The organism is Rhizobium anhuiense, assembly GCF_003985145.1.
Taxonomy (GTDB): Bacteria; Pseudomonadota; Alphaproteobacteria; order Rhizobiales; family Rhizobiaceae; genus Rhizobium; species Rhizobium anhuiense.
In genome coordinates this window covers 42,525-65,027 of sequence record NZ_ML133540.1, presented here as the reverse complement: position 1 = coordinate 65,027, position 22,503 = coordinate 42,525, and the positions used below count along the sequence as shown (strand labels likewise).

Sequence of the window (22,503 nt, the reverse complement as noted above, 5' to 3'; positions counted from 1 at the left end):
GGAGGTTCAGCCTCTTTGCGATTCCGCGTCCGACGGGGGCTGTGTCGCCGTCAATTGTCCGCTTCCCGATCAAGACGATATCAGGCCTCAATGTCCGGCACCTGTTTGATACAGACCACGATGTGCATAGTCGTTTAAGCTCCCAATCGGACTTGGACTGTAGGGCCCCGCTTACTCTGAGCACTTCTCATGCCAATCAGGTTGAGCCGGTAACCCTGCGACATTGCAGATGTTTATTGTCGCTATACCGAGGGTGTTTTGTAAGGGTGCGGACATGTCGTGTCGCAATCTGCCTCGATCACTACCGCGATGGAGAGGGCGGCGGCATACGGTGACCATCAAGCCTCGTATTAGAACGGGCACCTATTTCCAACGATTTGGTCCTTTGTTACCTAGGAGGTAAGCGCCCTGAACAAGATTGCTCGAATAGACGCGTGCTGGAACCTCCCGCTCTAAGCGCGAGAGATCCAAATGGAAGATGCTCTCCATCGGGGTACAGTCAGGTCCTTAAAAACCGACCCCTCTTGACTGTTGGCCATCATTCTCATATCCGGTCTTGGTAGAATTTACTAATCGAGCGGATCTCAACTTCCTGCTACCGGTAAGCTAGGTCGCCACTCTCGGCTATGATCGAGCCGCCACCAACAACCCATTCCCAGGTCCATGAACTTTGAAACGGATGACGAACATCGCCGTCGATCTATCGCGTATTCGCGCAAAGCCTGTTCAGGATCGACGTTTGGCCATCCACCGAACGCTCGGCCGTAACCATCTCCATAGCTCCTCGGTGACGTGTGAGGAGCGACCGGCGACACGAGCTCTCGCGCCCGCTCCGTTGCCTGCCGCCAATAAAAGCGCTGCCAATCTCCCGCGCGGTGTCCCTATACTGCCTTTAGATTCTCTTGGCGAGCGCATCGCGATCATTGGCCCCTCAAACGCAGGCAAGTCGACTTTGGCGGTTGCCCTGTCTAGAAAGCTCCGTATTCCAGCCGTGCATCTCGATCAACTTCACCATCTGCCCGGAACGGATTGGCAGTCGCGCCCGGAAGCAGAATTTGCCGCGCTTCATGATGCGGCAATCCACGAAGAGCGGTGGATTATCGAAGGCAGCTACTCGCGCCTGATGCCGCAGCGATTAGCCCGCGCCATCACTTCAAATCACTGGCTACGCTTTTTTCGCTATCTCAAGCGAACCCTTGCCGATCAATCGGATCGCGCCGGACATCTCGAAGGTGCCAAAGACAGCATCAAATGGGAGATGATTTATTGGATTCTCTTTAAGAGCCGTAACAGCGGCGTCAGATATGCGACGGTTCTTCAGGAGTTCGGCTTGCCAACTGTCGAGTGCCACACTGCGACTGCCCTGAATAGCCTCTATCGCGATTGGGCTCTGCCGATGCCCCGGTAGGAACTTTTGGCCCGACGTTCATGGCAATTCGCAGGCGAATTTAGGATGATGTTTTCTCCATCTGCCCTTTGCAGCCGCCGCGGTTTAGATAGTGTGACGTCTGATTCCTAGCGAAACCAAAAAGCTCGGTTCCTACACTGTGCGCTGCTCATCGAAATGTCCGAGCGTAATCGCAATTTCTCATCACCTAGATATTTGATCCCAGGCTTTGATGGGGCATCCTTGTCTTCCGAATCAAGGGATGCGCTATGGGCCAGGTTCTTCATGGGAGCGCCACGACGACAGAGGCAGTCCGTCGAGCGATACAACATAGTCAAGAGAGCCTGAGAACGCTTTCGAAGCGTTACGGGATCAATCAGAAGACCGTCGCCAAGTGGCGGAAGCGGTCCTCGGTTGCGGACCTTCCGACCGGCCCGAAAGAGCCGAGATCGACGGTGCTCTCCGTCGAGGAGGAGGCCGTTATCGTTGCCTTTCGCAGGTACACGCTGCTGCCGCTCGATGACTGCCTCTATGCACTGCAGCCGACAATCCCGCATCTTACGCGGTCTTCGCTGCATCGTTGCCTGCAGCGTCACGGCATCGGCCGCCTGCCGGATGTCGATGGCGACAAGCCGTCGAAGAAGAAGTTCAAGAGCTACCCTATCGGCTACTTCCACATTGACATTGGCGAGGTGCGCACCGAACAGGGCAAGCTGCACATGTTTGTCGCCATCGATCGCACCTCGAAGTTTGCCTTCGTCGAACTGCACGAGAAGGCTACCACTGCCGTCTCGCGCGAGTTCCTCCTACGCTTGATTGCGGCCGTCCCCTACAAGATCCACACCGTGCTCACCGACAACGGCATCCAGTTCACCACACCCGGCGCTGGCGGCTCGGCTGTCCCGCTGATCAAAGAAGCGATCGCCAATGGCGAACGCTTCCGGGCCCATGCCTTCGAATACACCTGCGCCACCAGCGATATCGAGCACCGCACGACCAAGCCGAAGCATCCGCGGACCAACGGTCAAGTCGAGCGGATGAACCGTACCATCAAGGATGCCACCGTCAGACGCTTCTACTATGAAAGCCACGATCAACTTCGTCAGCACCTCGCCGACTTCGTCGCCGCTTATAACTTTGGCCGCAGGCTCAAGACCCTCAAGGGCCTCACACCCTACGAGTTCATCTGCAAGGCATGGGCTTCACAGCCCGAACGCTTTACCCTCGATCCGCTCCATCAAATGCCGGGCTAACATCCAACTCCGGTCTCCAAAATACGGTTGAGTCGCAGCACTCTCACCCCGGCTTAAAGACAAACAAACGCCATCCACCGCTACCGTGCTACAGATTGAGGACAAAGTCGCTCAACGCAACCAAGTGGTCTAGGCCCTCGATCGTCGTGCTTCTGTCATCGGTGGATTGCGCGAAGGGTTTGGCAACTCCTGCTCCTCTGCTCTGGCGTGTTACCCATTGTATCGGAGAGATTGTCCTGGGCGGCAATTTAGAAACTGATACCCTCGGCCACGTCAACCGCCTTATCTCACAAATGAACCGCCTCAGCCGCGTCACCGCGGAACCCTGCCGCATAACCGCCATCCACTCCCGCAGAAATGACTTCGTCAATTTGAGTGGACCCCGTAGGGCCCGTGATATCGTGTTGTACCTGCGCATCAGGTCACTCGGGCTGAAGAGCGATAGCATGTGAAATTCGCAGGCCGTTGTGGACACAGCCGGCGCGATAGTGATTATTTGCAGGCTTGTTGCGATGCTGAAGACGTCGCTGAAAAATTACCGAGACACCGAGGCTTCTTAAATTGAAAAAAGTACAGCGCAGCTTTGCCGTCGAGTACAAATCAGGTCGGCGAAAACTCAACTCTAAACCGAGCTCGATTTGGGGAGACACGGATCTCAAGTCGGTTGCTCAAGATCTGCAGGACGAGGCAATGCCATTTATGTCATTAATTCCTGAGGCAAGAAGCAGCGAGTTGCTTGTAGCCCGAGAAGAACAGGCTGGACCGTTATTGACACTGCCGATCGGGCAGGAGACAAATGCATCGGCTTTACAGGAGACCACAATGGCCGATGAAAACGCTACGATGATCAATGCCGACACGCCGGCCGCCGCGGCGCCCGATGTACCGAAAAAAGTGCGCAAACCTCGCGCCAAGAAGGCAGTGCCTGAAACTGCTTCAGTAGCCGTTTCTGTGCAACCGGCAGCGGCTTCGAATGCCACCGCCGGAAAGCAGAAGAGAGGACGCAAAGCAAAGTCTGACGAAGGTGCGACAAGTGCCAGACGTGCGCCTGTCAAACGTGCTCCAAGGGCGGTGCAGACAGCGACCGCACCGTCGGTGGCTGCAGTTGATGAGTTTGCGGATCTTCTGCAGCTGGAAGAGGAAAACCAGAGACTGCGCAAGCTGCTGGCCGAGAAGCTCCGTGCAGAAAATGCCGATCTACGAAAGCGGCTCAACCTCGGTTGATCGGCAGCAGACGGCCAAGCGCTGGCCGCATTCTCATGCTTGTTGAAGTCAAGATCATGGCGGCAGTTCGTTCTGCCGCCAACGCTTTTTCTCGCAGTTGCACACGGGGTAGAATTCGAGGTTAAACAAATGGCGTCTCCATGGAAACTTCTTGCCCGGCTGGTGTCCCCGCGACGCCAGCAGAGACAAGAACACGGCTCGGCAGATGGCGTGAAGCCGGACGTATTGGCTATCGCCAAGCCGACTGAAAGAGCAGCCAATAACGAATTGGACGCCACAGACGGTCCGGCTGACAAAAAGCCAGTTCCTCACGGTCATTCCGCAGCGGTTCTAGCGGTTCCGGTTTATTCGGAAGAAACGGCAAGCGCTGTTGATGGTCGCGTAAATATCGATGGCGCGAGGCCCGTGGAAGCGCCTGATCCGGCTTTGTCCGATGAGGCTAATACAGCCGCGCATGCCGCACCTAGGGTCTTTCGTGTTGGCGAAGGTCCGACGCGAAAGCGCCGCAAGAAGGCGAAAATGAGTGCAGTCGTTCTTCGACCGTCTTCAAATGTTTCTACCGCTTCTGACGATGCAATCAATCTTGATGAAGAGATCAGCCTTCTCCGAGACCAGTTGGCGCGCAAGCTTCAAATGCAGAATGCACTGTTGAGGAGGATGCTGGAGCGGTTCGAATATTAATCGAAATGAAGAATCAACCCCGCATTGCCGCACGTTGGTTGTTACCGATAGGGTCTCTATCACGAGGGGATAAAGCCCTTGTTGTCATCCTGATTTGGCATCGATCTCACCCGACAATCATTTGTGATGCGGGGTTCAGGAGTGTGCTAGGCGCGGTCTAGTTTTTTGTCGCTATTGATGTTTCGGGCCCAAGATTGACGGAAATCAAATCGGCTCGACCTGATGTCTGTCACAACGCGATGATTTCTGGCACGAAGCGGGGGTAAACACTTTGGGTGCTGGCTCTCCAGCTCCGTCGATCGAAGCGCTGGACTGGCTACGCGGCGAACCGCTTTCCAACTTCCAGTTCGGCAAGATATACATCCTCGACTTCTTTTCGACTACCTGCGGACCCTGCGGGCGAGCGCTGGCTCGCCTGGGATCGCTGCAGAAGAAATACAGCGACATCAAAGTTGAGGTCATCGGAGGACGAGGCTCGAGCTCAGGTGGACGCATGGCTAACTACATGGCTCCCGCATTCGAAAATTCGGGTCGCATTCGACCACTCATATTCCGGTCGAGGCTTGCAAAAAATTCTTGGCTCTCCTGTTGGGCCTTCAACGGCCAGCGACCCTTCATTCAGCGTGTCGAAACCGTATGCCGGCTCTCCGAGTGGGCTTGCCCACGGGCAACAATGGACGGGACGTGGACTTGACGGTGGAATAGTCAGCGCGTGTCAGCGGATTAAAGCCTTTGTACTTATAACCGCAGCGTCGTTCCGTCTTTTTGTCCTCTCGTTGATGTGGATCAAGGAGCAATTTGCGGCTTCATGACAGTCCTGGCGAGAAAGACGGCCGCGAAGCGGTCGTCGGCGTACTGGGGACGACATCATGAATTACACAACGGAAACGATGGTGATCGCGGTCGCGGCGTTTCTAGCGCTGCTACTAGCCGCATTCGCGCATGATCATCTCTTTGCGGTTCATATGGGCATACTTTGCCTCTGCCTCGTTATGGGGGCTGTGCTGATGGTCAGCAAGGTTGAATTTTCGCCGGCAGGCCGACAGCGTAACGTCGATAAGTCCGGCTATTTCGACGAGGTGATACGGTATGGCTTGATCGCCGCGGTGTTTTGGGGCGTGGTTGGCTTCCTGGTTGGCGTGATCATCGCGCTGCAACTGGCCTTTCCTGACCTCAACATCGCCCCTTATCTCAATTTCGGAAGACTGCGGCCCGTGCACACGTCGGCGGTTATCTTCGCCTTTGGCGGCAATGCGCTCATCATGACGTCATTCTACGTCGTGCAACGCACCTGTCGCGCGCGTCTTTTCGGCGGCAACCTGGCTTGGTTCGTATTCTGGGGCTACCAGCTTTTTATCGTGATGGCTGCGACCGGATACGTTCTTGGAATCACTCAAGGCCGTGAATATGCCGAACCTGAGTGGTACGTCGACCTCTGGCTGACCATCGTTTGGGTAGCCTATCTCGCCGTGTATCTTGGAACGATCCTGAAGCGCAAAGAGCCACACATCTATGTGGCAAACTGGTTCTACCTTGCCTTCATCATCACCATCGCCATGCTGCACGTGGTCAACAACCTGGCGGTTCCGGCCTCGTTCCTTGGCTCCAAGAGCTATTCTGTCTTCTCGGGTGTCCAGGACGCGCTGACCCAATGGTGGTACGGCCATAACGCCGTCGGCTTCTTCCTCACCGCCGGCTTCCTGGGAATGATGTATTATTTCGTGCCGAAGCAGGCCAACCGACCGGTCTATTCATACCGGCTTTCGATCATCCACTTCTGGGCGCTGATCTTCATGTACATCTGGGCCGGCCCGCATCATCTGCATTACACGGCACTGCCCGACTGGGCCCAGACGCTCGGCATGGTCTTCTCGATCATGCTCTGGATGCCCTCCTGGGGCGGCATGATCAACGGCCTCATGACCCTTTCGGGCGCCTGGGACAAGATCCGCACCGATCCCATCATCCGGATGATGATCGTCGCCATTGCCTTTTATGGCATGTCGACCTTCGAAGGCCCGATGATGTCGGTGAAAACCGTCAATTCGCTCAGCCACTATACCGAATGGACGATCGGCCACGTGCATTCCGGCGCTCTCGGCTGGGTGGGTATGATCACCTTCGGGGCGATCTACTACCTGACGCCGAAGCTATGGGGACGCGAGCGTCTCTACAGCCTGCGGATGGTCAACTGGCACTTCTGGCTCGCAACCCTCGGGATCGTTGTCTACGCCGCCGTGCTTTGGGTTGCCGGCATCCAGCAGGGGCTCATGTGGCGCGAGTACAATTCCCAGGGCTTCCTCGTCTATTCCTTCGCGGAGACAGTCGCGGCGATGTTCCCCTACTACGTGCTGCGCGCCGTGGGCGGAACGCTTTACCTGGCGGGCGGTCTCGTCATGGCCTGGAACGTGTTCATGACGATCCGCGGCCACGTGCGCGACGAAGCTGCAATCCCAACCACTTTCGTGCCCCAAGCACAGCCTGCCGAATGAGGTGAGATATGGCATCGATACTTGATAAACATCAGATCCTCGAGAAGAACGCGACGCTTCTTCTCGTCGGCTCGCTGCTCGTCGTGAGCATCGGCGGCATCGTCGAAATCGCACCGCTGTTCTACCTGCAGAACACGATTGAAAAGGTGGAAGGCATGCGGCCGTATACGCCGCTCGAGCTGGCCGGACGAAACATCTACATCCGCGAAGGCTGCTACCTCTGCCACAGCCAGATGATCAGGCCCTTCCGCGACGAGGTCGAACGCTACGGCCATTACTCGCTCGCGGCCGAGTCGATGTACGACCATCCTTTCCAGTGGGGATCCAAACGAACCGGGCCGGATCTGGCCCGTGTCGGCGCGCGCTACTCCAACGAATGGCATGTCCAGCATCTCGCCTATCCTCGGGCAGTGGTGCCGGAGTCGATCATGCCGAGTTACGCCTTCCTCAAAGAGCAGAGGGTGACGGTCAAGGACGTCGGAATGGACCTGAAGGCCAACGAGGACGTGGGCGTGCCTTATAACGACGAGATGCTGGCGAACGCGGAGGCCGACATGATGGCCCAAGCCGATCCGAACGCAGATACGACGGCCCTGCTTGCCCGCTATCCGAAGGCGAAGACCGGCGATTTCGACGGCGATCCTGCCGCGCTGACCGAAATGGATGCCCTGGTGTCCTACCTGCAGATGCTCGGAACGTTGGTCGATTTCTCGACCTACGACGACGCGACCGGTTACCGATGAGGTGATCCATGGAAACCTACACTGCAATGAGACAATTTGCCGACAGCTGGGGGCTCCTGGCAATGGCGGCATTCTTCATCGGTGCGATTGTGTTCACTCTTCGCCCAGGCAGCAACCAAACGGCGAAAGAGGCCGCCGATATTCCCTTGAAGGATGATTGAGATGTCGGAAAAACATATCGATGAATTTAGCGGCGTCGAAACGACCGGACATGAATGGGACGGCATCCGCGAACTCAACAATCCGATGCCGCGCTGGTGGGTGTGGACCTTCTACGCCACTATCGTCTGGGCCTTGGGCTATACGATCGCATATCCCGCGATCCCGATGATTACCGACGCTACGAAGGGCATGCTGGGCTATTCCAGCCGCGCCGAGCTGCAGCAGAACCTCGATCAGGCCAAGGCATCGCAGACGACGCTTCATGATCTGATCGCCGCCAAGACGGTGCACGAGATCGATTCCGATTCTGCCCTTCGCGAATTCGCGGTCGCCGGCGGCGCATCTGCATTCAAGGTGAACTGCGCGCCGTGCCATGGCTCGGGAGCAAGCGGCGGCCCGGGATTTCCGAACCTCAACGACAACGATTGGCTGTGGGGTGGAGACCTGGATGCCATCCAGGCGACGATCGCGCATGGAATTCGCTTCGACGAGGATACGGACACTCATGCTTCCGAGATGCCGCCCTTTGCCGATGTTCTGGATCCCCTCCAGACAAGGCAGGTCGCGGCTTACGTCTGGGGACTGACCAATACACCGTCGGACCCCGGCCTCGCAGAGGCCGGAAAACAGGTCTTCGTCGATAACTGTGCCGCATGTCACGGCGACGACGCCAAAGGAAAAGCCGAAATGGGCGCGCCAGATCTCGCCGATGCGATTTGGCTGAAGGCACGTGGCGAGGATGCGATCATCCGTCAGGTGGCCGCTCCCAAGCATGGCGTCATGCCTGCCTGGGCAGGGCGTCTCGGCGATACGACCGTCAAGGAACTTACCATTTTCGTGCATTCGCTTGGCGGCGGGACGTGAGGAAAAAAACCATGACAGCTCACGGCGACAACCAAATCTTCGATCTCTATGGCACGACGCGGCAAGGCCACGCCGCCACCTTCCAATCAGGACGACCTAGCAAAGAGCGGCAGGTCGATCATCAGTTGGACCTGCCTCAAAGACCACGAGCAGACAAGCCGGTTGCAATAGCCTTGTCGAGGACGTTCCAGCGTGGTTGCTTGTTCCCCCGTAGCCCCCCAAAGCCACGCCCTCTCTCCATGGCGTTTTCCTTTCGCGGGAAGGCCTTGTCTCTTGATCTGCATCAAGGGCAGATGCGCAGCAGATGGGACAACGGCAGATGAAGTCCGATAGGCCCCATGAACCTCCGCACCGCACCAGATCCCGATACATCAAAAGGCTCAGTGGCGAGCCAGTCAACGCCCGTCGCAACCGGCAGCTTCTCTACGCTCCTCGGAAGAAGGTCTTTCCCAAGCGTGCAGAGGGACGATTCCGTCGGTTCAAGTGGATCGTCATGCTGGTTACGCTCGGCATCTACTATCTCGCGCCATGGATTCGCTGGGATCGCGGTCCTTACGCGCCTGACCAGGCAATCCTCATCGACCTTTCCTCACGGCGCTTCTTCTTTTTCTTCATCGAAATCTGGCCTCAGGAATTTTACTATGTAGCGGGTCTCCTCGTCATGGCAGGCCTCGGCCTGTTTCTCGTCACTTCCGCGGTTGGCCGCGCATGGTGCGGCTACGCTTGTCCGCAGACGGTCTGGGTTGATCTTTTTCTCGTCGTCGAACGTGCACTCGAAGGCGATCGAAACGCGCGAATGAAGCTCGACGCTAGGCCAATGAGCTTTGCCAAGCTGAGGAAGCGTGTCGTCAAGCATTCGATCTGGCTGCTGATAAGCGTAGTCACGGGGGTAGCGTGGATCTTTTATTTTGCCGACGCGCCGTGCCTGCTTGTTTCGCTGTTCACCGGCCACGCTCCTGCAACCGCCTACACGACCGTCGCCATCCTTGCTGCAACCACCTATGTGCTCGGCGGTCTCATGCGAGAGCAGGTGTGCACCTATATGTGCCCTTGGCCACGCATCCAGGGTGCGATGCTCGACGAAAATTCTCTCGTCGTCACCTACAATGCCTGGAGGGGCGAGCAGCGGTCGCGGTACCCCAAGAGCGCTCGAGCCAAGGGCATCCCGGTCGGGGATTGCGTCGATTGCAATGCCTGCGTGGCCGTGTGTCCGATGGGAATTGACATTCGCAACGGGCAGCAGATGGAGTGCATCACATGCGCGCTTTGCATCGACGCCTGCGACGGTCGTATGGAGAAGCGCGGGAAGCCTCGCGGCCTGATCGCCTACGCCACGCTGAGCGAATACTCGAGCAACATGTCGCTTGCCACCAGGGTAGGGCGAACAGCCGTTCAGCCGTCAAGGGTTAGAAACGATGATGGGACTTTCGTTCCGGCGATCCGGCACTTCAACTGGCGCATCATCTTTCGTCCGAGAACCGTGTTTTACGCAATCGCCTGGGCGGCGGTCGGCGTGGCCATGCTCGTCCATCTCACCTTTCGGGAGCGCCTTGAACTCAACGTCGTTCACGACCGAAACCCCCAGTATGTTCTGGAAAGCGACGGCTCGCTGCGGAATGGTTACACGCTTCGTATCCTGAACATGGTGCCGAAGCCCAGGGATGTGAACATAAGCCTGGTCGGGCTGGAGGGGGCGACGATGCGTATTCCCGAGGTAGGCAAGGAAGACGCCCGCAGCTTTACAGTACATGCCGAGCCCGACGCGGCCACGACGCTGAAGATCTTCGTTACGCGCAAGCCTACCGGAGCCGCGACCAATGAATTTCTGTTCGTTATCGAAGATACCGAACATGCCGATCGGGCAACCTACCGCGCGGCGTTCAATGCACCGGGAGACATCAAATGAAGACCTCCGCTCAAGGTTTTACAGGCCTGCACATGCTGCTTTCGACCTCGACATTCTTTGGCGTGGTGATCGCGGTAAACGTCACCATGGCCTTCTATGCCTCTTCCAGCTGGAGCGGTCTGGTCGTGGAAAACACCTATGTCGCCAGTCAGGAGTTCAACCGCAAAGCGGCGGCGATGAAGGCAATGGCCGCTTCCGGCATCGAGGGCAGCCTCTCCATAACGGGGCACGAGATCCGCTACGATATTCACGACAAGAGCGGATCGCCTGCGATCGTCGACGACGTCATTCTGAATTTCAAACGTCCGGTCGGAGACCACGAGGACTTCCTCCTTACGCTCAGGAAGACAGCCGCGGGGCGGTTCGAAGCGGAGCATGATCTCGCCGACGGTGACTGGATCGTCGAGGCCACCTCGCGAAACGGCGGCGTTGTCGTCATGCATGAGGCAAAACGCATCGATACCGCGGAGTCAGGCCAATGAACTGCTGTACCATGGACGCGGAAAGCGTGCTTGCCCTCAGCACGACATCACTCAATGCCGAAGAGGTCCGCCTTGCCAGCCAGCCGCTCGGCGAAGGATTGCGCCAGCTGGACCTGAGCGTTCCCGACGCCCACTGCGGTGGCTGCATTTCGACCATCGAAAGGGCGTTGTTGGCGCTTCCCTTCGTCAAGACAGCACGAGTCAATCTCACGGCCCGAAGGGTGAGCTGCGTCTACCAGGAGGAGATCGAGACGGGCGCAACCGATCCGTCCAAGATCCTGGCAGCGATCAACTCGGCCGGATATCGCGCGCATCTCTTCACGCCCTCAGCTCCCGAGAACGACAAGACCAGAAATCAACTTCTCCTCGCGATCGGCGTGTCCGGTTTTGCGGCCGCCAACATCATGTTGCTCTCGGTATCGGTCTGGTCGGGCGCAGATGCTGCGACGCGCGACATGTTTCATTGGATCTCGGCGATGATAGCAGCGCCCGCGCTGGTTTATGCGGGGCGCTTCTTCTTCAGATCGGCCTGGAATGCGCTGCGGCACTGGCGCACCAACATTGACGTTCCGATTTCGCTCGCCGTGACGCTCTCCTATGGCGTTTCATTGTGGGAGACCGTCCATCACGGCGAGCATGCCTGGTTCGACGCTTCGGTCTCGCTGCTCTTCTTCCTGCTGATCGGCAGAACCCTCGATCATGTCATGCGGGAAAAGGCTCGGGCGGCGATCAACGGACTCGCAAGACTGGCGCCGCGCGGAGCATTACTGATCAATCCGGACGGGTCGCGACGCTACATTGCGGTAGAAGAAATCGCGGCGGGGGATGAAATCTCGATAGCCGCAGGCGAACGGGTTCCCGTCGATGGCATCGTCGTCAGCGGAGAGAGCGACGTGGACCTCTCCATCGTCACCGGCGAGAGCAGCCCGGTCGCCGTCGCCAGCAACAGCGAAGTGAGTTCCGGGGCGATGAATCTGACCGGCTCCCTCGTGCTGCGGGCGACAAGAATTGCCAAGGATTCGCTTCTCTCGGAGATCATCGGCCTCATGGAAGCCGCCGAGGGCGGAAGAGCTCGCTATCGCAGGATCGCCGATCGCGCTGCGACGCTCTATTCTCCGGTCGTGCATCTGCTGGCGCTGGTCTCCTTCCTTGCCTGGGGCCTCCAGGGCGGAGACTGGAAACAGGCCATGCTGGTCGCCGTTGCGGTGCTGATCATTACCTGCCCATGCGCATTGGGTCTTGCCGTACCCGTGGTCCAGATCGTCGCCGCGGGCGAACTTTTCCGGAAGGGCATCATGGTGAAGGACGGCTCAGCACTCGAAAGACTGGCCGAGACCGACACCGTGGCCTTTGACAAGACAGGCACCTTGACGATCGGCAGTTCGCGCCTTGTCAGAGTGGACGCCATGGACGAGAGCGCCACCGTGATCGCTCGTGGATTGGCAGCGCATTCACGGCATCCTCTTTCTCGGGCCCTGGTACGGGATACCGAAACCGACCTCATGGTCTTCGACCTCGTCACGGAAATCCGAGGCGGGGGACTGGAAGCCAGGAATGGAGCAGATGTCTATCGATTGGGCAACGCGGTGTTTGCCTGCGGAACCAGCGTCGTGCCCCGCACCGCCGACAGTCCGTTCTCGGAAGTGGTCCTGTCGAAGAATGGCGTCGATCTTGCCCGCTTCTTCTTCGATGACACGCTTCGTCCAGGTGCCTGCGAGGCCATCGACCGGCTCGATGCAGCCGGCCTTGAAACGCTGATCGTGTCCGGAGACAGGCAGACCGTCGTCGACAATACGGCGCATGTCCTGGGTATCGACAGGGCTTTGGGCTCTCTGACGCCTAAACAGAAGGTCGAGGAATGCCAGAGGCTGAATGGCGAAGGTCGTCGCGTGCTCATGGTTGGCGACGGGATCAACGACGCCCCGGCACTTGCTGCCGCGCATGTCTCGATGGCGCCGGCCACGGCCTCCGATATCGGCAGACAGGCGGCTGATCTGGTTTTCTTCAATGATCGCCTTGACGCTGTTCCGGAAGCGATCGCCGTTGCGCGACGATCCGCCAGCCTCATCCGGCAGAACTTCGCTCTCGCCATCGGTTACAACGTTCTGGCGGTGCCGATCGCCATTGCCGGATTGGCGACGCCGCTGATAGCGGCGGTGGCAATGTCGACTTCTTCGATCATCGTCGTGACGAACGCCCTGCGCCTGAACGCCTTCGGCAAGCGTCGGGATATGCAAATTCGAGGGCGGATCGGCAGGAGTGCGGAGGTCGAAGCCGCATGAACATGTTGATCTATCTCATACCGATCGCGCTACTGATGGGAGGAATGGGACTCCTGGCATTCCTTTGGTCGCTGACGAGCGGCCAGTATGACGACCTTCAAGGCGCCGCCTGGCGGATCCTCGCCGAGGACGAAACCGATCAACGAGAACCCTAAACCTCACAACTGAGACCAAACACGAAAGGAATATGGACAATTGCGACAATCTGCACTGTCGTCGGCTCCGCGACAAATGCACTTTCCTAACCAAGTTCACTGCTCGCCGAAATAACTAAAATTAAGAATATTCTTTTTCGCAATTCAATCGATGATTTGGCAGGCTTTCTTGAAAGCTATTGGCGCCGGGGCGCCCAAGTTGCCCCAAGTGGTTCATGATGCCAAGCACGTGCCAATTTCACGTGAAGGCATCGATCTCCGTGCCTGAGGTCATGATCAGGCATGGACCCGAGAATTAAGTGGAACTTCGTCATGAAACTGTCCGCCAATCTTTTCCTGCGCCAGACCCAGTCCCTGGTGATGACACCGCAACTGATGCAATCCATCCAGTTGCTGCAGATGACTCATTTCGAACTCAACCAGTTCATCGCCCTGGAAGTGGAGAAGAACCCGCTGCTCGAATTTCCGTCGAATGACGGCGAGGCGGGCGGCGAACGCGGCGATGCCGAAGATGGAGAGTATGCTCATCAGCCTGAGGATGCCGGCTCCGACGATGGCTATGACAACCGCGCCGAGGCGCTCTCCAGCGACTGGTATGACAATGGCGGCAGCGCCAGCACCAGTCGGCTGAACGACGAACTCGACGCCAATTACACCAATGTCTTTCCTGATGACGGAGCCCCGCAGCGCCTCGATGCGCCGGAACTCGTCAGCCAGTGGAAGTCGATGCCGGGCAGCGGTGAGGGCGCCGACTACGATCTCGACGATTTCGTCGCCGGTCAGGTGTCGCTGCGCGATCATCTCGCCCAGCAGATCCCCTTCGTCCTGCCTGACATGGCCGACCGGTTGATCGCGCAGAATTTCGTCGACCAGCTCGACGACTGCGGTTATCTGCAGGCCGATATCGTCGAGGCGGGCGAGAGGCTGGGCACGAGCCTCGCACAGGCCGAGCGCGTGCTTGCCACCCTGCAGAGCCTTGATCCGCCAGGTGTTTTCGCCCGTAGCCTCGCCGAATGCCTGGCGATCCAGCTCAGGCAGAAGGACCGGTACGACCCGGCCATGCAGGCTCTGGTCGAAAACCTCGAACTGCTGGCCCGGCGCGATTTTGCCACGCTGAAGCGGCTCTGCGGCGTCGACGAGGAAGATCTTCTCGACATGCTCGGCGAGATCCGTCAGCTCAATCCCAAGCCCGGCAGCGGCTTCGAAGCGGGTGTTTCCGAAGCAATCACGCCGGATGTAGTCGTCAGGCCCGCCTCGGACGGCGGCTGGCTGGTCGAGCTCAATCCGGATACGCTGCCGCGCGTGCTGGTCAACCAGTCCTATTTTTCCCGTGTGACGAAGAACGGCGAGGACCACGCCTTCCTCTCCGATTGCCTGCAGAGCGCCAACTGGCTGACGCGCAGCCTCGACCAGCGGGCAAAAACCATCATGAAGGTGGCAAGCGAAATCGTCCGCCAGCAGGACGCCTTCCTGCTGCACGGCGTCGATTACCTGCGCCCGCTGAACCTGAAAACGGTCGCCGAGGCGATCAAGATGCATGAATCCACCGTCAGCCGCGTCACGTCGAATAAATATATGCTGACGCCGCGCGGCCTCTTCGAACTCAAATATTTCTTCACCGTCTCGATCAGCGCCGTCGCCGGCGGAGACAGCCATTCGGCCGAGGCCGTGCGTCACAAGATCCGTGCGCTGATCCTGCAGGAGAGCCCGGAGGCGGTGCTTTCCGACGACGATATCGTCGACATGCTGAAGAAGGGCGGCGTCGATCTCGCCCGCCGCACCGTAGCGAAATACCGGGAGGCAATGAACATTGCCTCTTCGGTCCAGCGCCGCCGCGAGAAACGGGCGCTCGCCAAGGTCGCCGGCTTCTAACGCTGTCATGCTTCGACCTGGATCGAAGCATCCGGCCCTAAGCGGCGCGACTCTATGAAGCTAGCCGGTGGGTGAGTTTGGATCACGCCCGCGGTGCTTGCGCTGGCCAAGTCCGCCATGTCTATTTTGGGCGTAACCGCCCGATTGGCACCGCCTGCCGCCTGAGATCTTGATGGCCTAAGACACGTGTTTAACGACGTCGTTAGCGACGTGTCTTAGGCGAGGTTGCGATGCGCGTAGAAATTCTTGGGCAAGAACGCCGACGTCGGTGGAGCAACGAGGACAAGCTCGCGATTGTTACGGCGGTTGGGGAAGCTGGAGCCACGATCACCGAGGTAGCTCGTCGTCACGATGTCACACGGCAGCAGATCTACACCTGGCGCAGCGAGTTGAAGAAGAAGGGGCTGCTCTCGACGTCAGGGAATGCGGTGTTCATTCCGGTCGGGCTGAGTGCGGCTCAGGCCGATGTCTCTGAAGGAAGAGAGATCTGCTGCGGAATAATCGTGCTACGATTGAGCTGCGGCCGCACGCTTCGTTTCGAGAGTTCTATGGCTCCCGATGTCCTGACGCAGATTATCCGGGCAGTGGAAGCAGCATGATTGGGCCTGGGACCGGCGTTCGGGTGTATCTTGCGTGCGGGATCACGGACATGCGCAAGGGAGTAGAAGGCCTTGCCGCGCTTGCGCAGGATGTTTTGCGTCAGAAGCCGACTGGCGGCGCGGTCTTCGCCTTTCGCGGCAAGCGTGGCGATCGTTTGAAGCTGCTGTATTTTGATGGCCAGGGCTTCTGCCTGTATTACAAGATCTTGCAGAAGGGGCGGTTTCCTTGGCCTTCGGCATCCGACGGGACTGCCCGGCTGACGTCGGCCCAGCTGGCGATGTTGTGGGAAGGGATCGATTGGCGTCGTCCTGATTGGGGTGCGCCACCGGCCCGTGTCGGGTGATTTTATCTCACTGAAACCACTGGTTTTTATGGAAATTTCTCCTGGCTCGTGGTAGTCAGGATCATGTCTAGCGCGACGACAAATCTTCCGGACGATCCAGCCTTTCTCAAGGCAATGATTGCCGCTTTGCAGGCGGAAAATGCGAAGATGTCGGCCACATTGCAAGCGCATGATCAGTTAATCCAAACGCTGCGGCTGCGCATTGCCAAGCTGAAGAAACAGGTCTTCGGCAAGTCGTCTGAAAAGATTGAGCGTGAAATCGAGCAGTTGGAACTGGCGCTTGAGGATCTGTTGATCGCCGCCGCTGAAGGCAGTACGGCGCCAATCGATGAACCTGATGAGGCGGCGTCTGTTGTTCCCTTGGCGGATACGGCTGAAAAGATCATGCGCCGGCGCCCACGCGTCTCGGACAAGGCGGTTCGCGAGCGCCGAGAGCTCGATCCTGGCTCCTGCTGCCCGGAATGCGGAGGTGAATTGCGTCTTGTCGGTGAGGACGTCAGCGAAATCCTCGACATGATCGCCGCGCAGATGAAAGTCATCAAGGTTGCTCGACTGAAGAAGTCCTGCCGCTGCTGCGAGAAAATGGTGCAGGTGGCAGCGCCCAGCCGCCCGATACCGGGCAGCATGGCCGGCGCTGGCCTCTTGGCGTATATTCTGGTCTCGAAGTTCGACGACCATTTGCCACTGTACCGGCTGAACGAGATCTTCGCCGGCATGGGCGCCGACATTCCCGACAGCCGATGGTTGATTGGTGTGGTCGCGCCATGCAGGTGCTTCAGCCTCTCATCGAGCGGATCGAAACGGCGATTATGGCAAGTGACCTCCTTCATGCCGACGACACCCCGATCCGAGTGCTGGATCGCTCGCTGCGGGATATGGGGTTGGGCAAGGGTGTGAAGAAGGGCAGGATCTGGACGTATGTCCGCGATCAGCGTCCATGGGCAGGCAGTTCCCCGCCCGGTGCAGTCTACTATTTTGCTCCTGACTGGAAAGAAGAGCACGTCCACCGCCACCTCAAGCAATCAAGCGGCATCCTTCAGGCTGACGGCTACAAAGGATATGGCAAGCTATACGCGCCTGGAGAAAAGGGAACATCTCGCTTTAAGGAGGCCGCCTGCTGGGCTCATTGGCGACGAGACTTCCACGACATCTGGACATCAAACAAGTCGGAGACTAGGAGGCGCGCTGAAGACCGACCGCGATGTCATCAAGGGCCGTTAGTCATATGGCACCGCGGCGCGGACTGCCGCTGGCCGCATCAATGGCCCGAGCATGCGAGGTACCTGCGCGATGAGTCTGGCAACCAGCGGCCGGCGCAAGGGCATCAAGCGCGCGTTGGAGCACGAGGACGAGGTGCTGGCGCACTGCAAGGCGAAGGGTTGATTTCAGCCGCTTTGCACTGTCCTCGTCTACCAACTGGAAAGCGGCGATTCAGAACCTGCATTCGACAATGACGTTTTCGAAGTTAACGATCGCGTCTGTCCGCGCCCTGTCCCTGCGATGAAGGCTGCATGTTGAAGTCGACGATGTGCCGAGGTTATCAGGGCGGTGGAACAGGCGATCGTCGCTAGCGATCACCCGGCTACCAAGTCGAAGCATCCCCGGGCCGATGGCCAGATCAAGCGACTTCGCCGCCGCCTCCATTCGGGCGTCGCCTGTGGCGCTGTTTAGTCGTTCTCTATCACAAGATCGCGAATGGCTGCAGGATACATCTGTTCGTGGATGTTTTGTGCATGTGCCAAGGCGCTCTCGTAGTCAACGTGAAGGTGGACGCGCGACATCGCGCCATTAAGCTCGGTCACCACGACCCTTGATCCGATGGCGACCGCGCGCGTGCCTGCCGATGCGACAAGGCGCATCGCAAAATCGATGTCGGTTATGATGCAAAGGCAAGGCCTGCCGTCCACTTCAAAGAATATTGAGCTAATGTCGTGTTGATCAAGAAGCACAAGGAGAGTGTCGCATTCTGCGTCACTCGCGACAGCTAATACTGCTGCGTCGCGTGCTACTGTCACGGAACCGGAGTATCCGTGGCCTGTGATGATCGTGCCCGTCTCCGCTCCGTCACTAGTCAGTGCTTTGCAAACTATGGCGACTGCGTGCTTTTTAGCATAATCCACTGCCCTATGGTGCAGCACCTTTGCGCCTTGCCGCGACATCTGCGCAATCGTCCAATACCCAATCTTCGGGATTAATCGTGCCCCTGGTACAAGATGAGGATCTGCGGTGTAGACGCCCTTAACATCTGAATATATTTCGCAAGCTTGCTCTCCTAACATAGCTGCGATCACGACGGCTGTCAGGTCGGAGCTGTTTCTGCCGAGAAACGTTAGTCTGCCCAATTGATCAATTGCCTGACCACCCGTGGCAATGACAATGTCATGCTCCTGAAGTGCAGCCCTGATTGGCTGAGGATCGACGCTTTCTACTGAAGCCCGACCGAAGTCTGAATTTGTGCGTATCCCTAGGACATAGCCGTTCAACGACGTCACGGGAATCCCAAGGCGACTGACCGCAGCTTCCAACATGCAGGCACTTAGCATCTCGCCCGTGGCAAGTGCCGCATCGAGATTCGATGGTGATGCTTCCCTGTTGACGCCAAGCATGGTTGCTTTCAGCTTGTCGGTTATACCATACATTGCGCTGACCACGGCGATAATCTTGGTTCCGCCTGCAGCCCGCAGCTTAGCTAAATGCTGAGCAACTCGAGCGTAGTCACAAGGATCTCGAAAACTCGAACCGCCGAATTTGACAATAGTCGTCTTCATGTTTCATCCATCAAGTTATTGGCGATCACAAGCTGTGCGATGAGGAGTGCGTTGAGTGCGGCTCCGACCTGAACGTTGTCGGCTACAACCCACATCCACAGCCCGCGCGGATTCTCTGGATTAACTCGGACCCGACCGACGTGAACATATGCAGGGTCTCCCAGAAAGCGCGGCGTTGGATATCCGTCGCGAATTTCGTCAGCATAAAGTCGAACACCTGGTTCATTTGCCAGGAGCTCATGGACCTGTTCTAGTCGAACATGATCGTCGAACTCGACGTATACCGCCTCGGAATGACACGTCTTTACCGGCACTCTAACGCAGGTGGCGGTTAACTGCAGACGAGGCATACCGAAGATCTTCCGTGACTCTTGAACCAGCTTGCGTTCCTCGAGAGCCACGCCTTCGCTGGAAATCTCTCCGATCTGCGGTATGACATTGAATGCAAGAGAGACAGGGAAGCTCTCCGCAGCGGGCCGCGTGCTCCCCTTGAGCCAGGCTTCGGCACCGTCTTCTAGCTCGTTAATCCCGCGCCGGCCAACTCCTGAGGCGGCTTGATAAGTAGTCAAAAGAACCTGGTTAACGCCGAACGTCGCTATCAACGGTCGTAGTGCCCGAACCAGCTGTATCGTGGAGCAATTTGGATTTGCTACTATTCCAGACGGTGGACGAACCGTAAGTGAACAGGCGTTAACTTGTGGTACGATGAGGGGTACGTCAGGCCTCATTCGAAAAGCATTCGAGTTATCAATCACCAAGGCTCCTTGGGATGCGAACCGAGGTCCCCATACGGCGCTTACGTCGCCGCCTGCAGAGAAGAATGCAATGTCGGTTTTGGTATCATCGATATTGCGAATGTCGCGTAGTGCCTCAACTAAGTATGTTTGGTCTCGAAACTTGAGTTGACGCGCACCCGAACTGGAGGCGAACAGCCTCAGTCGATCGACCGCAATCTCGCTTTTTTCCAATAACTTGATCAGGGCCGTTCCAACCACCCCGGTTGCTCCAACGACAGAGATATCTAATGCTCTCATGAGGATCCTCATTTAGAAGCTCGTGGTTGGATCTTGTTTTCAAATCCGAAGCCCGCTTCGGCCGCCCAAGGATGTAACGGGAAGGCTGTCGTCGCGGCTAAATGCACAGTTCAATGCCTCCTCTCTTCAGATCGTTCGACTTTCGACCTGGTGTTTCCTGTGATCATTGCCTCCGAATGGAAGACTGGATGCCCAGAAAGAGCTTCGCATCGCATGGCTGGATTTGCTTGCATGCTAAGTTGCCATGCCGCCTTCTCCACGTCTTGAACCGATGCAATTGTCCCGCACTGTGAATAGCGCCGGCGGCTTCTATCGCTCCGAATGGAATCAAGATCCGTGCACCGCACGATGATCAACGGCGACATGAGTCTGGCAGTTCTTGGGACAGACGCGCGCACACGCTCCGCAGCCGATACAGCGGCCGGGATAATCAATGACCATGATCACGCGACTGAGCTCACCATTAAAGTCGTCCTCGCCATCACAGACACCGAGCATTTCGCCTGCCTCGTCCATGCCGTAGGGATGCATGACCTCGCGAGAGCAGACCTTGAAGCAGCGACCGCAGCCGATGCACATCGCAGGGTTGATCGAATCTAAATATTCCGGCATCCATCGGGATCCGTCGCGAGCCACGAATGCGCTTGTCATAGATTCCTCCGATTTAACGAGTTCTGTCGATGATAAATGTTTCCGCCGAAGGCCCGCCGATTGCCCGCCGACACGCGTTGCGTGTCGCGTCGTAGATGACAAAGAATCCGGCCGATTCTAACTCCGCATTCAGTCCCTTCACATCTTGCGTGGGCTCTTCTCAAAGCGCCCACCTGCCGTTTCGGCCGCTGTTGATAGAATCTGCCATTGAAGAGCGAGAGGCGACGAATTGATCTCATTTTGCGATTCCCGCGCGTCGGTTGGGTCAAGTCGGCCAAGTGTTCGGAGGGCGGTTAGCCTGAATGATGTTCGCGAGGTCAAAGATCATGTCGCGGGTTCCCCGGTATAATATTGTAAGCTTGTGCTGGCTGCCGACGCGGTCGAACATGGGCAAACCAACCCGCATCAGCGGAACGCCGAGACGCTTGGCAGCTTCTCGGCCGTGCGAGTGTGTGACGATAAGATCGGCCGTTGCGCCGAGACTTTCCAGATCACCGAGATCGCCGACTTTGACGGTCTTCGCCGGTACCATCTCGAGTGCTTTCGAAGTGCCGGTCGTGGTGACCGCGGCCGCAATTTCCGCACCCATGGCGGTAAAAAAATCGGAGAACTGGAAGAGTTGATCCGGCTCGGAGGCGATTGCGATCTTCTTGCCTGCCATATGGGAATGTCCGTCGAGCATGGCATCCTGCAGCTGCATTCGGTTGCGGCGGACATTGAGCGGTGTCTGTTTTCGCGACACAGCGGCAAGCACGCGAATAAAGCGATCGACGTTCTCTAGACCCGTCAGCGATCTAAACAGCACGTACGGCACGCCGGTTAATCTCTGCAGCGCTTCAGCCGATCGCCGCATATGCTCACCGATTGCAATGCACTGCATGGTCGTACCGAGATCGCGGATCTCCTCCACTTTCGTGCCGCCATACGTTGCCGGCATCCATTGTTCGGGGACGGAGCCGTCGAGTGCTCCGGATACGTCGGGCAGAATAACCGGGTCGAGCCCGAAGCTTACGGCCGTCTCGCGCAAATGTTCAATATCAGCTACTGTTAAGTTGCAGCCAGGCAAGATCGCGACCTTCCCCGGATCACGATACTGCTTGTCAGGTCGCGTTATTGCCTCGATCATGGCGGTAACAGCTTTGGACCAACCCTCCTCTATGGCGCCGTCAAAGTCCGGCGTTTTGGCGACGACCACTTCGGTCCCCATAAGTTCTATCGCCCGCCTGCGCTTGATGTTTTCGACATCACCGGCGGCATCCTCGTCGCGGGCCTCTACCGATGCGGTCGTGCATATTCCGATTAGTCGTGGCCTCGTGCGGGCTTTGAGGCTGAGAATTGCCTCTTCGAGACGATCTGCGCCGCCGACGATTGTCGCGGCTTCGTTCATAGCCGTCGTTTGCAGCGGGATCGCTTCATTGAAATGCCTCACGAGTAGTGCGAGCGCGAAGCTCGTACATCCCTGGCTGCCATGGAGCAGAGGTATTGCGCCGTCAACGCCCAGAAAGGCGAAGGCAGCACCAAGCGGCTGCGACGACTTCAGGGGGTTGACCGCCGCCGACTTGGTTTGAGATACGACGCGTGCCATAGTACGACCTCAACATTCT

18 protein-coding genes and 2 pseudogenes are annotated in these 22,503 nt (G+C 57.8%); 16 read left to right on the top strand and 4 right to left on the bottom strand.

Annotated elements, in window-relative coordinates; genetic code table 11:
- Positions 1-679: 679 nt before the first annotated feature.
- From EEQ99_RS31080 to tnpC, 16 genes and pseudogenes are all read left to right on the top strand, one after another.
- Positions 680-1,408, top strand: coding sequence for a P-loop NTPase family protein (locus EEQ99_RS31080; RefSeq protein WP_244604875.1), 729 nt, complete (start codon positions 680-682; stop codon positions 1,406-1,408).
- Positions 1,409-1,656: 248 nt separating this feature from the next.
- Positions 1,657-2,640, top strand: coding sequence for an IS481 family transposase (locus EEQ99_RS31075; protein WP_127431700.1), 984 nt, complete (start codon positions 1,657-1,659; stop codon positions 2,638-2,640).
- A gap of 561 nt (positions 2,641-3,201) precedes the next feature.
- A complete protein-coding gene (locus EEQ99_RS31070; protein WP_127431699.1) occupies positions 3,202-3,864 on the top strand; it encodes a transcriptional regulator in 663 nt (220 codons plus the stop codon).
- 129 nt (positions 3,865-3,993) lie between these two features.
- The gene (locus EEQ99_RS31065; RefSeq protein WP_127431698.1) at positions 3,994-4,545 is read left to right on the top strand and encodes a hypothetical protein; all 552 of its coding nucleotides are present in this window, start codon (positions 3,994-3,996) and stop codon (positions 4,543-4,545) included.
- Between the two features lie 869 nt (positions 4,546-5,414).
- The gene (gene ccoN, locus EEQ99_RS31055) at positions 5,415-7,037 is read left to right on the top strand and encodes a cytochrome-c oxidase, cbb3-type subunit I (RefSeq protein ID WP_127431697.1); all 1,623 of its coding nucleotides are present in this window, start codon (positions 5,415-5,417) and stop codon (positions 7,035-7,037) included.
- An 8-nt stretch (positions 7,038-7,045) separates the two neighbouring features.
- Positions 7,046-7,780 (top strand): cytochrome-c oxidase, cbb3-type subunit II, encoded by a 735-nt coding sequence (ccoO, locus tag EEQ99_RS31050; protein ID WP_127431696.1) that lies wholly within the window; start codon positions 7,046-7,048, stop codon positions 7,778-7,780.
- Positions 7,781-7,788: 8 nt separating this feature from the next.
- Positions 7,789-7,941, top strand: coding sequence for a cbb3-type cytochrome c oxidase subunit 3 (locus tag EEQ99_RS31045; protein ID WP_127431695.1), 153 nt, complete (start codon positions 7,789-7,791; stop codon positions 7,939-7,941).
- 1 nt (position 7,942) lies between these two features.
- Positions 7,943-8,806: a cytochrome-c oxidase, cbb3-type subunit III gene (gene ccoP, locus EEQ99_RS31040; RefSeq protein ID WP_127431694.1), complete on the top strand. Its 864-nt coding sequence runs from the start codon at positions 7,943-7,945 to the stop codon at positions 8,804-8,806.
- A 338-nt stretch (positions 8,807-9,144) separates the two neighbouring features.
- Positions 9,145-10,712, top strand: a pseudogene (ccoG, locus tag EEQ99_RS31035) (cytochrome c oxidase accessory protein CcoG).
- On the top strand, positions 10,709-11,194 hold the full coding sequence (locus EEQ99_RS31030) for a FixH family protein (RefSeq protein WP_127431693.1): 486 nt from the start codon (positions 10,709-10,711) through the stop codon (positions 11,192-11,194). Before ccoG ends, EEQ99_RS31030 begins: the two are co-directional and overlap by 4 nt.
- Positions 11,191-13,476, top strand: a complete 2,286-nt coding sequence (locus EEQ99_RS31025) for a cation-translocating P-type ATPase (protein WP_127431692.1) — start codon at positions 11,191-11,193, stop codon at positions 13,474-13,476. Before EEQ99_RS31030 ends, EEQ99_RS31025 begins: the two co-directional genes overlap by 4 nt.
- Positions 13,473-13,631, top strand: a complete 159-nt coding sequence (gene ccoS, locus EEQ99_RS31020; protein ID WP_127431691.1) for a cbb3-type cytochrome oxidase assembly protein CcoS — start codon at positions 13,473-13,475, stop codon at positions 13,629-13,631. The genes EEQ99_RS31025 and ccoS overlap by 4 nt, the downstream gene beginning before the upstream one ends.
- A gap of 312 nt (positions 13,632-13,943) precedes the next feature.
- On the top strand, positions 13,944-15,503 hold the full coding sequence (gene rpoN / locus EEQ99_RS31015) for an RNA polymerase factor sigma-54 (protein ID WP_127431725.1): 1,560 nt from the start codon (positions 13,944-13,946) through the stop codon (positions 15,501-15,503).
- Between the two features lie 230 nt (positions 15,504-15,733).
- Complete coding sequence (tnpA, locus tag EEQ99_RS31010) at positions 15,734-16,102, top strand: IS66-like element accessory protein TnpA (protein ID WP_127431690.1); 369 nt, start codon at positions 15,734-15,736, stop codon at positions 16,100-16,102.
- Positions 16,099-16,446, top strand: coding sequence for an IS66 family insertion sequence element accessory protein TnpB (tnpB, locus tag EEQ99_RS31005; protein ID WP_003554417.1), 348 nt, complete (start codon positions 16,099-16,101; stop codon positions 16,444-16,446). The genes tnpA and tnpB overlap by 4 nt, the downstream gene beginning before the upstream one ends.
- A gap of 63 nt (positions 16,447-16,509) precedes the next feature.
- Positions 16,510-17,561 (top strand): annotated as a pseudogene (tnpC, locus tag EEQ99_RS31000) (IS66 family transposase); the annotation flags it as partial.
- Positions 17,562-18,113: 552 nt separating this feature from the next.
- Here tnpC and EEQ99_RS30995 read toward each other — a convergent pair.
- The 4 genes from EEQ99_RS30995 to nifN all read right to left on the bottom strand — a co-directional run bounded on the left by EEQ99_RS30995 (position 18,114) and on the right by nifN (position 22,484).
- A complete protein-coding gene (locus tag EEQ99_RS30995) occupies positions 18,114-19,214 on the bottom strand; it encodes an aspartate kinase (protein ID WP_127431689.1) in 1,101 nt (366 codons plus the stop codon).
- Positions 19,211-20,248, bottom strand: coding sequence for an aspartate-semialdehyde dehydrogenase (locus tag EEQ99_RS30990; protein WP_127431688.1), 1,038 nt, complete (start codon positions 20,246-20,248; stop codon positions 19,211-19,213). Before EEQ99_RS30990 ends, EEQ99_RS30995 begins: the two co-directional genes overlap by 4 nt.
- A 327-nt stretch (positions 20,249-20,575) precedes the next feature.
- Positions 20,576-20,899 carry a ferredoxin III, nif-specific gene (gene fdxB, locus EEQ99_RS30985; protein WP_127431687.1) on the bottom strand — a complete coding sequence of 108 codons (324 nt, stop codon included), beginning with the start codon at positions 20,897-20,899 and terminating at the stop codon, positions 20,576-20,578.
- Between the two features lie 265 nt (positions 20,900-21,164).
- Complete coding sequence (gene nifN / locus EEQ99_RS30975; protein WP_127431686.1) at positions 21,165-22,484, bottom strand: nitrogenase iron-molybdenum cofactor biosynthesis protein NifN; 1,320 nt, start codon at positions 22,482-22,484, stop codon at positions 21,165-21,167.
- Positions 22,485-22,503 lie beyond the last annotated feature (19 nt).

What these genes read in the sequence shown, in the direction of transcription:
- ccoP (WP_127431694.1), top strand. Translation starts at nt 7,943, where the DNA reads ATGTCGGAAAAACATATCGATGAATTTAGCGGCGTCGAAACGACCGGA.
- EEQ99_RS31075 (WP_127431700.1), top strand. Translation starts at nt 1,657, where the DNA reads ATGGGCCAGGTTCTTCATGGGAGCGCCACGACGACAGAGGCAGTCCGT.
- nifN (WP_127431686.1), bottom strand. Translation starts at nt 22,484, where the DNA reads ATGGCACGCGTCGTATCTCAAACCAAGTCGGCGGCGGTCAACCCCCTG.
- ccoN (WP_127431697.1), top strand. Translation starts at nt 5,415, where the DNA reads ATGAATTACACAACGGAAACGATGGTGATCGCGGTCGCGGCGTTTCTA.
- EEQ99_RS31065 (WP_127431698.1), top strand. Translation starts at nt 3,994, where the DNA reads ATGGCGTCTCCATGGAAACTTCTTGCCCGGCTGGTGTCCCCGCGACGC.
- EEQ99_RS31025 (WP_127431692.1), top strand. Translation starts at nt 11,191, where the DNA reads ATGAACTGCTGTACCATGGACGCGGAAAGCGTGCTTGCCCTCAGCACG.
- EEQ99_RS31080 (WP_244604875.1), top strand. Translation starts at nt 680, where the DNA reads ATGACGAACATCGCCGTCGATCTATCGCGTATTCGCGCAAAGCCTGTT.
- EEQ99_RS31045 (WP_127431695.1), top strand. Translation starts at nt 7,789, where the DNA reads ATGGAAACCTACACTGCAATGAGACAATTTGCCGACAGCTGGGGGCTC.
- EEQ99_RS30990 (WP_127431688.1), bottom strand. Translation starts at nt 20,248, where the DNA reads ATGAGAGCATTAGATATCTCTGTCGTTGGAGCAACCGGGGTGGTTGGA.
- EEQ99_RS30995 (WP_127431689.1), bottom strand. Translation starts at nt 19,214, where the DNA reads ATGAAGACGACTATTGTCAAATTCGGCGGTTCGAGTTTTCGAGATCCT.
- ccoS (WP_127431691.1), top strand. Translation starts at nt 13,473, where the DNA reads ATGAACATGTTGATCTATCTCATACCGATCGCGCTACTGATGGGAGGA.
- EEQ99_RS31030 (WP_127431693.1), top strand. Translation starts at nt 10,709, where the DNA reads ATGAAGACCTCCGCTCAAGGTTTTACAGGCCTGCACATGCTGCTTTCG.
- fdxB (WP_127431687.1), bottom strand. Translation starts at nt 20,899, where the DNA reads ATGACAAGCGCATTCGTGGCTCGCGACGGATCCCGATGGATGCCGGAA.
- tnpB (WP_003554417.1), top strand. Translation starts at nt 16,099, where the DNA reads ATGATTGGGCCTGGGACCGGCGTTCGGGTGTATCTTGCGTGCGGGATC.
- ccoO (WP_127431696.1), top strand. Translation starts at nt 7,046, where the DNA reads ATGGCATCGATACTTGATAAACATCAGATCCTCGAGAAGAACGCGACG.
- tnpA (WP_127431690.1), top strand. Translation starts at nt 15,734, where the DNA reads ATGCGCGTAGAAATTCTTGGGCAAGAACGCCGACGTCGGTGGAGCAAC.
- rpoN (WP_127431725.1), top strand. Translation starts at nt 13,944, where the DNA reads ATGAAACTGTCCGCCAATCTTTTCCTGCGCCAGACCCAGTCCCTGGTG.